The following is a 13515-nucleotide window of genomic DNA, read 5'->3' as shown; positions in this document are numbered from 1 at the left end:
TTGCGATCCTGAATCTCGGATGCGGCGACGGCCTCGCCACTTGGGGCCCATTTTACTGGCGCGGCCGCGCCAGTCTGTGGTGGAAAGACCGCATCGACAGACGCTTTCTGGCGCGCTATCAGAATGGGGTTGAGCAACGGGATTGAGCGTCGCAATTTCAGATCGACAGCGGATTCCGAATGGAAAGCGATCAAGCTGCGGTCAGAGCAGGTCTGGCCACATCACGGCCCGCAGCAGCAGCGGTCCTCCGTCGCGTTGACTGAACCACCACAGCGCGCTTTTTTTGATGCTGATGGCGCCGGATTTTCCCGACAGCAGCTTGGCGGCGGCCTGGCCCAGACTCGGCTGATGGCCAACTATGACCACGGTTCCTTTATCGCCCGGCCAGCCGACCGCTTTCAGCAGCGCCGCCGCGGTGGTGTCCGTGCCGAGCGCGTCCAGCGTCTCGAATTTTTTGGTCAGCGCCCGCGCCGTTTGTTGGGTGCGACGCGCCGGGCTCGCGCACACCGTCGTCTGTTTCGGCAGGCGCGGTTCCAGCCAGCGCGCCATTTGCTTTGCGTGCTTGCGGCCTTTCGCTGTCAGCTTGCGGTCTGCGTCAGGCAGATCGGCGCCTCCATCTTCGGCTTCGGCATGGCGCCACAGAATCACGTCCATTGTTCGCACTCCTTCCGGGTTTGGCCCGTTCATAAAAAAGCCGGGGGCGGTTGCAAGGTCAGGACTTCACACGGCTCCGCTCCCCTTCCCCACCCCGGCCCTCCCCAGCAAGTGGGGAGGAGCAAACCGAAGTGATTCCGTATCGAGCCCCGGGGCCAAGCGCTCTCCTGCTTACCAGAATGCTTTGTGGCGGCGAAGCGCGTTCCAGCGCTGGTCTAGCGAAACCTGCCTGGCTTGCGCCAGCGCGGCGCTGTAGCCGGCCACGATGCCGACCGCTTCGTGCTCGATCGCGGCGGACGCTGGAAGACGCGACAGCAGCGTCTGCGTAACCGCGGCGTCGTTCAACGCGCCCAGAACTTCCTGCAGCGCGGTCAGCGCCGCGGTAAATTCTTTCACCTTTTTCCTCGCATAAAGCGCCGAAAAAAATTCGATCGCGTAGCGCAGTTTCTTCACGGCGATGCGAAGTTGATGGCGTTCGGCGGCGCTACGCTGCGCCAAATCGCGGCCGCACTTTTTCACCCGTTTGCGGCGCTTGCTCAGGATGCTATCCGCATATTCGCGAATGCCGGTCAGCGCGATGCGGTCAGCCGCGGCCGGCCCTTCGATGGCAGGCGGCTCCGCGACAACAGGCGGCTCGACGACCGCCGATTCGGATAACGTTGAAGGCGCGGCCGCGGCTGCCGCTGCCTGGCCGGTTGCGCGATTGCCCGCCGCCGATTCCGTCGGCGCGGCGTCTGCATTCATCGGCGCTTGCTGCGGTGCCTGCAAGGTTGTCAACCATGCCGATAAATGCAGCAGCAGCCGCTGATAGCGCCGCGATTCGATCGCTTGCGCCGCCACCTCGTTGGCCTCGGCGCGCGCCCGCACCGCTTCCTTGCCGAGCCAATCGATGCCGGGGAGCGAGGCAAACTGCGCGGCGATCTGCGGCAGGGTTTCAATGGTGAACACGTCCCAGTCCCGCGCCGGCCCCAGCGCCTGGCCGAGCCAGCGCAGTTCTTCCGCATACCGTTCGAATTCCGGCCCGGACAAAGCCGCGCGGAACATGCTGAAAGCTGAACGCAGCCGGCGTACCGCAACGCGCATCTGATGCAGATACTCCGGGTCCGCGTGCACCAGCGTGCCGGCCTCGTTTTCTTCCAGATGCGCGATGCCGTCGAAAGCGATGTGGCTGAACGCCGCGGCGACGTTCATGTCCGCGAAAAGTTCGATCGGGGCCGCCTTAACCGGCTGCGCGGCAGGCTCGGTCAAAAGCAGATAGCCGCGCTCGGGCTTGGAATGTCTTCCGATCTTGAGCGGTATGGTCTGGTCGAGCGCCAGCGCGAGATCGTAGAGCGCGGACGGCTCGCCGCTGCGCAGTTCGAGCTCGACTTCGCAGATCGGGTGCGCCCTGCCCTGCGCGCGTATCTCGCCCTGATCGAGGCAAAATTCGATGACGCAGCCAGGGCCCGGTTCGATGATGCGCGTCGTGCGTCGGTATTCGGTCGTGAATATCGGCTGCAGACGATTCCGCAAATCGGGATCGTCGAAGTGCTTGCACCAGCCGGTTTCTGCGAGCGCGGCGAAATCGAGCTTGCCGTCGCGCGTTTCGGTCTCCCACTCCGGGCGTTGATGCAAACCGCCGTCGACGCGGCCTTCGCGTTTCACCGTCTGCACGATGCGCCGGCCCTCGCGACGCAAACGCAGACCAACGCCGGCGCGCCGCAAGTCGAACTTGGCGGTGTCGTAATACTCGGCGATGAATCTGCGGCTGAGCGCTTTCTTACCTTGAGCCGCGCGCAACAGCGGATGCCGGCGCAAGCGCGTCAGATGTTCCGGCGCAACCAGCAGCTTGAGTTCGATTTCCGTAACGGTGACTCCTGGGTCCGGGCGCGGCCTTCGATGCCCCTCGATATGTCGTTTGCATTGGCCTGCCCGGCAGGACGCAAACTACTTGCTCGGCGGCGTGTAGCCCGCGGCCGCTTCGGCGCCGGCGCCGAAGAAGTGCCGCTCCATTTGCTCGGCCAGATATTTGCGCGCCTTGATGTCGGCGAGATTCAGCCGGTTTTCGTTGACCAGCATCTTCTGGTGCTCGAGCCAGCCCTTCCATGCCTCTTTCGACACGTTCTCGAAAATTTTCTGGCCGAGTTCGCCCGGGTACGGCGGGTAGTCGAGCCCTTCGGCTTCACGCTTCAGCTTCACACATTGCACTGTTCTTGCCATGATTTTTCCTCTGTCCGTAACAGCATATTATCGCGCGGCAAGCCGGCATCCGCCGCTAACGCGGCAGCGGCTTCACGAAAATTTTCGAGCGGCGGCTGTAGTTATATAACGATTGGCGCCGCGGCGGCAGGCTGTCGACATCGGTCTCGCTGAAGCCGCGCTCGATAAACCAGTGCGCCGCCCGCGTCGTCAGAACGAACAGCTTCCTGATTTTTTGCCGACGCGCTTTGGCTTCAATGTTGTCGAGCAGGCTCTGCCCGGCGCCGGAATCGCGATAGGCCGACTCCACAGTCAGGCAGGCAAGCTCGCCGGCGCCGTTTTTCGCAAACGGATACAGCGCCGCGCAACCGACGATGCGGCCATCGTGCTCGACGACCACAAAATGATTGACCTCGCGCTCGAGCAATTCGCGGCTGCGCCGCACCAGCACGCCCTGTTGTTCGAGCGGCTCGATCAACGCGAGGATGCCCGCGATGTCGTTGATATTGGCCGGGCGCAGCTTTTGCAGCGCGTCGCGCGTCACCATGGTACCGATGCCATCGCGCGTGAAAAGTTCGAGCAGCAACGCGCCGTCGAGATGGCGGCTGATCAAATGCGCGCGCTGCACACCGGCGCGGCAGGCTTGCGCCGCGCACGGCAAGTAGAGAGCAACATCGTCGGGGATGTGCTGGGCCCGCTCCTTGCCCTTGTCAGTCTGCAGTTGCGCGTCAGCTTCGGCCGCGGTCAATTCGCGCAGCAACTGGCCCTTGCGGTCGGTAATGCCGGCCGCGTCCATCATGAATATCAGCTTCTCGGCGGACAGCGCGACCGCCGTCTGCAGCGCGACGTCTTCCAGGGTCAGGTTGAAAATTTCCCCGGTCGGCGAATAACCGAGCGGCGACAGCAGCACGACATCGTTATCGTCGAGGCAGGCGCGGATGCCGGCAGCGTCGATCTTGCGCGTCTCGCCGGTATGCAGCAGATCGACGCCGTCGATCACGCCGATCGGGCGCGCCGTGACGAAGTTGCCGCTGGCGACGCGAATTTGCGCATTGGCCATGGGCGAATTCGCCAGCCCCATCGACAGCAGCGCTTCGATCTCAACGCGCACGCGGCCGATCGATTCCTTCGCGCATTGCAGGGTTTCGGCGTCGGTAATGCGTATGCCGTTTACATAGCGCGGCTCAATGCCGGACGCGAGTAAGCGGTTTTCGATTTGCGGACGGGCGCCGTGCACGAGCACCAACTTGATTTCCAGGCTCGCGAGCAGGTTCAGATCGTGCGTCAAGCCGATGAAGCCGCCGTCGGCGACGACTTCGCCGCCGAACGCGATCACGAACGTCTTGCCGCCAAACGCGTGGATGTACGGCGCGGCGCGGCGGAACCATTGCACGAAGGCCGCGTTCGATGAAGATGGCATAACTTTATCTTTCAAGCCACAGAGGACACAGAGTTCACCGAGAAGATCAAAGCAAAGCAAGCGTAGCCCGGATGCACCGAAGTGAAATCCGGGGAATCGACGATTTCCCTGATTTCGCCATTGCATCCGGGCTGCGCTTGGCTAAAACCGAGATGATAGGGCAAACGCGCGTGCAAAGAACACTCGCCTTTGCTTGAATATAGAACTGGGGTCTGTTAGAGCGATTCGTGCTGGAGCGTCCGGGACGGATATGTAATGGTCCCGTGACCTGAGCGTGATGTTCCCTGAGTATCGTAGCAATCGGACGACGGCACTTTCCAGCCGCCGGCTCCCTCAACTTGAATAGGAGAAGATCATGTTAAGAATAAAAGCCCCGATGCTCGCCGTCGTAATGCTTGGCCTGATGACGACCTCAATCGCCAGTTTCGCCGGGCGCTACGGCGAAGCTGAAATCCGGCATAGTCATGCAATCGCCAAAAAGCACGAAACGCAAAGTGCGCAGATGGCCGACTGCTTCGCCGGGCAGCTAGGCGAACGCGCAGCGAGGCAGTCCGGAGGGGCCTATCAAAAATCACCTTTCCGGAAGAACAGCGCCGGATGATCGGAACCCATGGGCTCGCGTCGATTCGGCCTCGACGCCGCGAACCTTCGTGACTACAATGAGTCTCACTCGCCGTAATAAAATGGAATTGATATGGTCATTACGCGCAGATTGCTGACTTGCCTGAGCCGCTCTTTATTGGCGCTCATGCTATTCACGCAATTCGCGCACGCGGCAGAGCCTTGCATGATGGCCGAAATGGCGCCCGCCATGGCGTTTGATGAACAGCCGTGCCATGACAATGGCAACGCCTGCCTTGCCGATTGCACTGATGAGAATCAGAGCGCCAGCTACACCGAGTTGCCCATCCTTGCACTATCGCAATTAGCCATTCTGACACTGCCCGAGGCCCCTGCGCAGACTGTGCAAGTCATAAGCGCAGATAGTCCCGCAGTCTTCATCTCCGATCCCCCTATTCCGATCCGCTTCTGTAGTTTTCTGATTTAGCCTCCCGCAATACGTTGTTGTCCGCGCCCGCAAAGGCGCGAAATCGTATTTGTATGCGGAGAAAATCATGTTCAAGTTCGACATATCAAGCGTAGCGCTTGCGTTCGTTATCAGCAGCGCGCCGCTCGCCGCCGCGCCATTGGGCTTAGACGAAGCAGCCGAGCTGGCATTAAACAATCAGCCGCTATTGGCTGGTCAGCAATCGGCAATCAAGGCGGCAGAACAAAATGCCGTCGCCGCGTCACAATTGCCCGACCCCAAACTCACGGGAGGACTGAAGGATTACCCGGTTACCGGCTCCGATGCGCTGAGCTTCACGCGTGACAATTTCACCATGCTGACGGTCGGCGTCTCGCAGGAATTCCCGCGACAGGAAAAGCGTCGGCTGCGGGGAGTACGCGAGCAATTGGATGCGCAGCAGAAAGCCCAGGAACTTGACCTGATGCAGCGCACGATCCGCCGCGACGCGGCACTCGCCTGGCTCGACGTGTTTTATCCAGAACAAGCAATGCAACTTGTCCGGGCATTGCAAAAAGAGAGCCAGATTCAGATTGAATCGCTCGGTATTGCCTATCGCGCCGGCAAGAAAAGCCAGGCCGATGTCTTGGGTGAGAATGTGACGCTGGATTTGCTACGGGACCGCGAGGCCGAGTACGCAAAACGTGCTGCTCTCGCCCGCGCCGCGCTATCGCGCTGGATAGGTGAGGCGGCCGACCTGCCGGTCAGCGAAGCGTTGCCTGAATTGCCCGAACCGCCGAGCCTGCAGCGGGTACTGCAACAGGCCGAAAACCATCCGCACCTTAACAACCTGAGCAAACAGGTCGAGGCCGCACAGAACGAAGTCGCGCTGGCACGCCAGGCTTACAAACCGGATGTGCGCGTGGATGTTTACTACGGCGCGCGCCCTGCGTTCTCCGATTTTATCGGTGTTCAAGTCGGCGTCGATCTCCCGCTGTTCACCAAAAACCGCCAGGACCGGAACCTGAGTTCCAGACTTGCGCTGCTCGACAAATCTCAATCGCTCAAGGAGGACGCATCGCGCGCGATCAAAGCGGAGGTTCGTCGTTATTACGCTGAATGGTCTTCTGCCGAAGAACGCACGGCGCGATATTTCGACAAGGCCATTCTGCCGCAAGCGAGACAACGTCTGGAGGCAGCGGTGGCAGCGTATCAATCCGGTCGGGTCGATCTTGCCTCGGTGCTCGAAGCACGTCGTGCCGAACTGGACTTGCAATTGCAGCGCTTGGCGCTGCAGGTCGATGCGGCGAAGGCAGCGGTCCAGTTGCGTTGGTTTTTGGAATGAAGGATCGATTGATGAAGAAGCTTGGCTTGATCGTATTGATTGCGATCATCGCCGTGGCGGCGGTGATCGGATATGAGTGGTTCATTCGGCCAGTATGGTTCGCCGACGCGAAGGACGGCGCCACATCACCAGCGCAGGATTTATCGACCACGGAAAGCGAAGCGCCCGCTTCGGGCGAAAAAAAACCGCTGTATTGGCACGATCCCATGTTCCCGCAACAAAAGTTCGATAAGCCCGGACCATCCCCTTTCATGGACATGCAACTCGTTCCGGTCTACGAGGAAGGAGCCGACGCCGAAGGCACCGTGAGTATCAGTCCGCGCATCATACAGAATCTGGGCATCCGCACCGCGCTGGTCGAAAGCGGCGCATTTTCCCAAGAGGTCGATGTCGTCGGCAGCGTGCAGGCGAACGAACGGCAAATCGAGGTCGTGCAAAGCCGCGCCTCGGGATGGGTCGAGCGTTTGCACGTCAGAGCGGTCAGCGATTCCGTCAAGCGCGGTCAATTGCTCGCTGAAGTGTATGCGCCCGACCTGCTCGTGGCCCAGGAAGAATATCTGCTCGCATTGAATATCGCCCAAGGAGGCAACGACGTTCTTGCACGTGCTTCACGTGCCCGGCTCTCATTGTTGGGCTTGAACGATGCGCAAATTCGCAAACTCGAAAACACCCGTGAACCGCAACGCCGCGTCGCATTCTATTCGCCGCTTAACGGCATCGTCGCCGAACTCGGCGTGCGCGAGGGCACGGAAGTCAAGCCGGGGATGGCCATGTTCAACCTCGTGGACTTGTCAACGGTCTGGGTCATCGCCGAAATTCCCGAATCCCAGGCGGGCTCGATCGGCGCAGACAGCTCCGCCGAGATTACGCTTCCAGCCTTTCCCGGCAGGGTGTTTAAAGGCCGGGTCGATTACATCTATCCGAGGCTCGACAAAGCGACGCGGACGCTCGAAGCGCGCATCGTACTGAAGAATCCGAACCTCAAACTCAAGCCAGGCATGTATGCCGATATCACGCTCTATGGCGAGAAGACAGCCGATACCCTAACCGTGCCGACGGAAGCAGTGATCAAGACAGGACGGCGCAGTGTGGTGATTCTGGCCACGGGCGAAGGCAAGTTCAAGCCGGTCGAAGTCAAAACCGGCATGGAAGCGGGCGGAAAAACACAGATTGTCGACGGACTCGAGAAAGGCCAGAAAGTCGTCGCATCCGGCCAGTTCCTGATCGATTCGACCAGTAGTTTGAGAACGGCGCTTGATCGCCTGGCCGAGCCCGAAGCGGCGGCGAGCGGGACACCCGATGGACAGACCGGCAAGGGAATGGCGGGTGGCGAAGCGATGGAAGGCATGAAGGGAAGCGATCCGACAAAGGGAATGATGGACCGAAGTTCCATGAAAGGAATGCCGGAGAGCGGGTCTATGAAAGGAATGACGGGAGGTGATTCCAAAAAGGGCATGAAGAATGGCGATCCCATGCAGGGAATGAAGCCATGATCGCGAGCTTGATTCGCTGGTCCATCTACAACCGTTTTCTGGTTTTGATGGCCACGCTCATGGTCACTGCGTGGGGCGTTTGGGCTGTCTTCCAAACGCCGCTCGATGCGATACCCGATCTGTCCGACGTGCAGGTCATCATCAAGACCACGTACCCCGGCCAGGCGCCGCGCGTCGTTGAAGACCAGGTTACCTATCCGCTGACGACCACCATGATGTCGGTGCCGGGTGCGAAAGCGGTGCGCGGTTATTCATTCTTCGGCGATTCGTTCGTCTACGTGCTGTTCGAGGACGGCACCGATTTGTATTGGGCGCGCTCGCGTGTTCTTGAATATATGAATCAGGTGGCGGGAAGGCTGCCGGCGAATGCCAAATCTGCGATTGGCCCGGACGCAACCGGTGTGGGCTGGATCTACGAATACGCGCTGGTTGACAGGAGCGGCAAATACGACATTTCGCAATTGCGGGGACTGCAGGACTGGTTCCTGAAATATGAATTGAAGACGGTGCCGAATGTCGCAGAAGTCGCGACCATCGGCGGCTTCGTAAAGCAGTATCAGGTGGTGCTCGATCCCGACCGCATGCGCAGCTTTCGCATTCCGCAAGCGCGCATCGTCCAGGCGATTAAAAACGCCAATTCAGAAACCGGCGGCGCGGTCGTCGAATTGGGCGAAGCCGAATACGTGGTACGCGCGACCGGTTATCTCAAAACCCTCGATGATTTCCGGGCAATACCTCTTGGATTAGGCGAGAACGGGACACCTATTCAATTAAAAGACGTGGCGCGCGTACAGATCGGGCCGGAAATCCGGCGCGGCGTTTCGGAAGTCGATGGCGAAGGTGAGGCGGTGGGCGGCGTCATCGTCATGCGTCAGGACAGAAACGCGCTCGATACCATCGCCGCGGTCAAGGAGAAGCTCGAAAGCCTCAAGCCGAGTTTGCCGCAAGGTGTCGAAATCGTCGAAACCTACGACCGCTCGGGTCTCATCGAACGCGCGATCGAAAATCTCACGCGCAAGCTCGTCGAGGAATTCATCGTCGTGGCGCTCGTGTGCCTGGTGTTCCTGTTTCACCTGCGTTCGTCGCTGGTCGCCATCGTCACCTTGCCCATTGGCATTCTGATTGCCTTCATTGTCATGTACTACCAGGGTGTCAATGCCAATATCATGTCGCTCGGCGGGATTGCGATCGCGATCGGCGCAATGGTCGATGCATCGGTGGTGATGATCGAGAACGCTCACAAGCATCTGGAAGCGTGGAAGCACGCGCATCCCGACCAAAAAATAAAACGCGACGAGCACTGGAGTTTGATCGTCGCTGCCGCCGCCGAAGTCGGGCCGGCGCTGTTCTTCAGCCTGTTGATCATCACCTTGAGTTTCATCCCGGTGTTCACGCTCGAAGCGCAGGAGGGGCGGCTGTTTTCTCCACTCGCCTACACTAAGACCTATGCGATGGCGGCGGCTGCCGCACTTTCGGTCACGCTGATCCCGGTGCTTATGGGTTACTTCATCCGCGGAAGAATTCCCGATGAAACCAAAAATCCTCTCAACCGTTTCCTGATCGCGATCTATCGGCCGCTGATTGCGCTGGTGCTGCGCTTTCCCAAGATCACCCTGCTGACAGCCTTGCTGCTACTGGTGGCTACAGCTTATCCCCTGCTGCGCCTCGGCAGCGAATTCATGCCCCCGCTGTACGAGGGCGATCTGCTCTATATGCCAACTACTTTACCCGGAATCTCCGCGGGCAAGGCGGCCGAAATTCTGCAGCAGACCGATCGCATCATCGCAACCTTCCCGGAAGTCGAAACCGTGTTTGGGAAAGCTGGCCGCGCCGAGACCGCGACGGATCCGGCGCCGCTCGAGATGCTTGAAACTACCGTCCAGCTCAAGCCTCAATCGGAATGGCGCGAAGGCTGGACAGTCGAAAAGCTGATCGAAGAACTCGACCGCGCCGTCAACATCCCGGGGCTCTCGAATCTATGGGTGCCGCCGATCCGCAATCGCATCGACATGCTCGCCACTGGAATCAAAAGTCCGGTCGGCATCAAGATTGCCGGAGCCGATCTCAAAGTAATCGAAAAAATCGGCAGGGAAATCGAGCAGCTCGTAAAAACCGTGCCGGGCGTGACCTCGGCCTTCGCCGAACGCGTAACCGGCGGGCGTTATATCGAGGTCGATATCGACCGTAATGCCGCGGCACGCTATGGGCTCAATATCGACGAAGTGCAGCAGATCGTCGCCGTCGCGATTGGCGGCGAGAACGTCACCGAGACTGTCGAAGGATTGGAGCGTTATCCAGTCAACGTGCGTTACCCGCGCGAAATTCGCGATTCGGTCGCCAAGCTGCGCCAGCTTCCGATCATTACTGAAAGCGGCGCCACGATCACCTTGGGCAGCGTCGCGAACCTCAAAATAACCGATGGGCCGCCGATGCTGAGAAGCGAGAACGCGCGCCTGAACGGCTGGATTTATGTCGATATTCGCGGGCGCGATCTCGGCTCGGTGGTCAAGGATGCGCAGAGGCTGGTGCGGCTGCGGGTTGATCTTCCTCCGGGTTATTCGATCAGTTGGTCTGGGCAGTTCGAGTACCTGGAACGCGCCAACAAACGTTTGCAGATCGTGGTGCCGGCGACGCTTGCGATCATCCTGGTGCTGCTTTATCTGACCTTCGGCAGATTCGGTTCGGCGTTGCTGATCATGGCAACGCTGCCGTTCGCGCTGATCGGCGGTTTCTGGCTCATCTATTTATTGGGCTATGACATGTCGATCGCATCCGGCGTCGGCTTCATCGCGCTCGCGGGAGTCGCGGCGGAGTTTGGCGTGATCATGCTGATCTATCTCGATCACGCGATAGAACGTTTCCGGGCCGAAGGCCGCCTACGCGGCGAAGAGGAATTGAAGGAAGCCATCAGCGAAGGCGCGGTGCTGCGCGTTCGTCCGAAAGCCATGACGGTTGCGGTCATCATCGCCGGACTGCTGCCCATCATGCTCGGCGGGGGAACCGGATCGGAAGTCATGCAACGCATCGCAGCACCGATGGTCGGTGGCATGATTACCGCACCACTGCTATCCATGTTCGTTGTTCCCGCGGCCTATTTGCTGATACAGCGCAGGAAATTGAAAGCGAAGCGGCCGGCGAGCCAGTTCGCGCCGGCCGGGGCGTGAGCGGGAATTGCGCAGCAAGACATCGAGGTTTCTATCATGCTGATCAGGAAAGTGCGCGACGTTATCCCATCCGAGATTACCGGCCACGAACTTTATTTGAACCGCCGCGAATTCATCAAGACCACAGCCGCCGTGGGCGCTGCTTTGCTGATTCCGGCCTGCGACAGCGCACCGCCTGCCGACTCGGGTCGAATGAAACTTTCCGGTTCGCGCAAAAGCGAATTGAGTACGAACGAGAAATTGACGCCGTACAAGGATGTCGCGACTTACAACAACTTCTATGAATTTGGAACTGGCAAATCGGATCCTGCGCAGCATTCACGGAATTTCCAACCGAGGCCGTGGACTCTAACCGTTGACGGCGAAGTCAGCAAGCCGAAGACCTATGACGTTGACGAGTTGCTAAAGCTCGAGCCTCTGGAAGAACGTATCTATCGCATGCGCTGCATCGAAGCCTGGTCGATGGTGATTCCCTGGGTCGGCTATTCCCTGTCGGAATTGATCAAACGTGCGGAGCCGAATAGCCGCGCAAAATTTGTCGAGTTCACGACCTTGCATGATCCGCGGCGTATGCCGGGACAGCGCGGGCCCGTGCTCCACTGGCCGTACACCGAAGGCCTGCGCATGGACGAGGCGATGCACCCGCTGACGATACTTTGCGTCGGTCTCTACGGCGAAGTGCTTCCCAACCAGAATGGTGCGCCGCTGCGCGTCGTGATTCCGTGGAAATACGGCATCAAGAGCGGTAAGTCTCTCGTGCGCATCCGTTTCGTTGAGAAGCAGCCGCTAACGACTTGGAACCGCGCCGGGCCGCACGAATATGGCTTTTATTCGAATGTGAACCCCGCTATCGACCATCCGCGCTGGGACCAGACCAAGGAACGGCGTATCGGCGAATTTTTCAAGCGGCCGACACTTCCGTTCAACGGCTATGCCGAGCAGGTTGCACAGCTCTATGCGGGAATGGACTTGCGTAAATACTTTTGACCTTGTGACCGAATTGTGAACTTCGCGCGACATTTGGGGGAACAAGCTACGCGACACTACATCAGTTCCTATTCCCCGAACGCTGACTTTGCTTATGCTGCCCGCTCACTTAAAACCAAAAAACGTCGTCCTTCTGAAGGCCGTGGTTTTCGCCGCGTGCTTGCTGCCACTGGCGCGGCTTGTTTGGTTTGGCTTGACTGACAACCTGAGCGCGAATCCGATCGAGTTCATTACGCGCTCGACTGGCACCTGGACGCTGTCATTTTTGTTGATCACGCTGTCGATTACACCGCTGCGACGATGGCTGAGCATCAACTGGCTACTACGCTTGCGGCGCATGCTGGGTCTGTATGCATTTTTCTACGCTTGCCTGCATTTCGCGACTTATATTTTGCTGGACCAATTCTTTGACTGGGACAGCATCGTGAAGGACATCATGAAGCGACCGTATATAACGGTCGGCTTCCCAAGCTTCGTGCTCCTGATCCCGCTCGCGGTCACCTCGACCAACGCGATGATCAGGCGGCTGGGCGCGAAGCGCTGGCAGCAGTTGCATCGGCTCGTTTACATCATCGCCGTCGCGGGCGTAATTCACTATTGGTGGCTGGTCAAAAAAGACGTCGCGGAGCCCTTGTATTACGCCGTGGTGCTCACGCTGCTGCTGGGAATCAGGTTGGCCTGGTCTCTGCAAGGGTCTCGGCCAATCATTAAAGACGCGCGCGTGACTGCGTAACTCGCAGCCTTCGCGCGATGCATGAACCTTTTGACTGCGCTGCCGGTTCAACAAATAGCTGTTCCAGAGCACGTGAAACTAAGGAGTTTCGAAATGAAAAACGGCTCCGAAATAAAGTGACAGGCTGCCGCATGTTTGCTCGTTCTGGCCAACTCTGTCGCCTTCGCACCGCCGCCGGACCAGACGATGCAGGCAATGGGGTCGATGGCTCACCGTCACGCCGCATGGCGGAGATGTGCGAGATGATGATGCAACAGGAGATGGCGTTCGCGCCTTTTATGATGACCGGATTGGCCCTAGTGGGCGTTCTGCTTTTATCAACCCCGCGCTATTGCCGGTACTCAAGTCGCTTGACTCCGTAGCGGGATACAAGGTTTAAGCTTTGGCTGGAGGAGTAAGAGCAATGAATGGACTTACGATAGGAAAGCTCGCTCACGACTCTGGGACCGGGATCGAAACCATACGCTACTACGAGCGGGAAGGTTTGCTGGAGCAGCCCGCACGCACCGCGTCCGGCTATCGGCAATACACGCCC

The 13515-nt window shown here is 59.3% G+C and carries 12 protein-coding genes; 8 read left to right on the top strand and 4 right to left on the bottom strand.

Features of this window, described 5'->3' with window-relative positions; genetic code table 11:
* Positions 1-201 precede the first annotated feature (201 nt).
* The 4 genes from H0V78_13600 to argA form a co-directional block, all read right to left on the bottom strand.
* Entirely contained in the window at positions 202-654 is a 453-nt protein-coding gene (locus H0V78_13600) for a histidine phosphatase family protein (GenBank protein ID MBA2352773.1), read from the bottom strand.
* 171 nt (positions 655-825) lie between these two features.
* Positions 826-2451, bottom strand: coding sequence for a CYTH and CHAD domain-containing protein (locus tag H0V78_13595; protein ID MBA2352772.1), 1626 nt, complete (start codon positions 2449-2451; stop codon positions 826-828).
* A gap of 129 nt (positions 2452-2580) precedes the next feature.
* On the bottom strand, positions 2581-2853 hold the full coding sequence (locus H0V78_13590) for an oxidative damage protection protein (GenBank protein ID MBA2352771.1): 273 nt from the start codon (positions 2851-2853) through the stop codon (positions 2581-2583).
* 55 nt (positions 2854-2908) lie between these two features.
* Positions 2909-4252, bottom strand: a complete 1344-nt coding sequence (gene argA, locus H0V78_13585; protein ID MBA2352770.1) for an amino-acid N-acetyltransferase — start codon at positions 4250-4252, stop codon at positions 2909-2911.
* Positions 4253-4607: 355 nt separating this feature from the next.
* Between argA and H0V78_13580 the strand changes: the two genes are divergently transcribed.
* The 8 genes from H0V78_13580 to H0V78_13545 form a co-directional block, all read left to right on the top strand.
* Positions 4608-4853 carry a hypothetical protein gene (locus H0V78_13580; GenBank protein MBA2352769.1) on the top strand — a complete coding sequence of 82 codons (246 nt, stop codon included), beginning with the start codon at positions 4608-4610 and terminating at the stop codon, positions 4851-4853.
* Positions 4854-4946: 93 nt separating this feature from the next.
* Entirely contained in the window at positions 4947-5300 is a 354-nt protein-coding gene (locus H0V78_13575) for a hypothetical protein (GenBank protein ID MBA2352768.1), read from the top strand.
* 67 nt (positions 5301-5367) lie between these two features.
* Positions 5368-6603 carry a TolC family protein gene (locus tag H0V78_13570; protein ID MBA2352767.1) on the top strand — a complete coding sequence of 412 codons (1236 nt, stop codon included), beginning with the start codon at positions 5368-5370 and terminating at the stop codon, positions 6601-6603.
* 11 nt (positions 6604-6614) lie between these two features.
* Positions 6615-8096 (top strand): efflux RND transporter periplasmic adaptor subunit, encoded by a 1482-nt coding sequence (locus H0V78_13565; protein ID MBA2352766.1) that lies wholly within the window; start codon positions 6615-6617, stop codon positions 8094-8096.
* Positions 8093-11260, top strand: coding sequence for an efflux RND transporter permease subunit (locus tag H0V78_13560; GenBank protein MBA2352765.1), 3168 nt, complete (start codon positions 8093-8095; stop codon positions 11258-11260). The genes H0V78_13565 and H0V78_13560 overlap by 4 nt, the downstream gene beginning before the upstream one ends.
* Positions 11261-11296: 36 nt before the next feature.
* Complete coding sequence (msrP, locus tag H0V78_13555) at positions 11297-12247, top strand: protein-methionine-sulfoxide reductase catalytic subunit MsrP (protein ID MBA2352764.1); 951 nt, start codon at positions 11297-11299, stop codon at positions 12245-12247.
* A 94-nt stretch (positions 12248-12341) separates the two neighbouring features.
* The gene (locus H0V78_13550; GenBank protein MBA2352763.1) at positions 12342-12980 is read left to right on the top strand and encodes a sulfoxide reductase heme-binding subunit YedZ; all 639 of its coding nucleotides are present in this window, start codon (positions 12342-12344) and stop codon (positions 12978-12980) included.
* A 403-nt stretch (positions 12981-13383) separates the two neighbouring features.
* Positions 13384-13515: MerR family DNA-binding transcriptional regulator (locus H0V78_13545; protein MBA2352762.1), on the top strand; the 132-nt coding region annotated here is incomplete at its 3' end.

Source organism: Burkholderiales bacterium, assembly GCA_013695435.1.
Classification (GTDB): Bacteria; Pseudomonadota; Gammaproteobacteria; order Burkholderiales; family JACMKV01; genus JACMKV01.
This window is presented reverse-complemented; position numbering and strand designations above follow the sequence as displayed.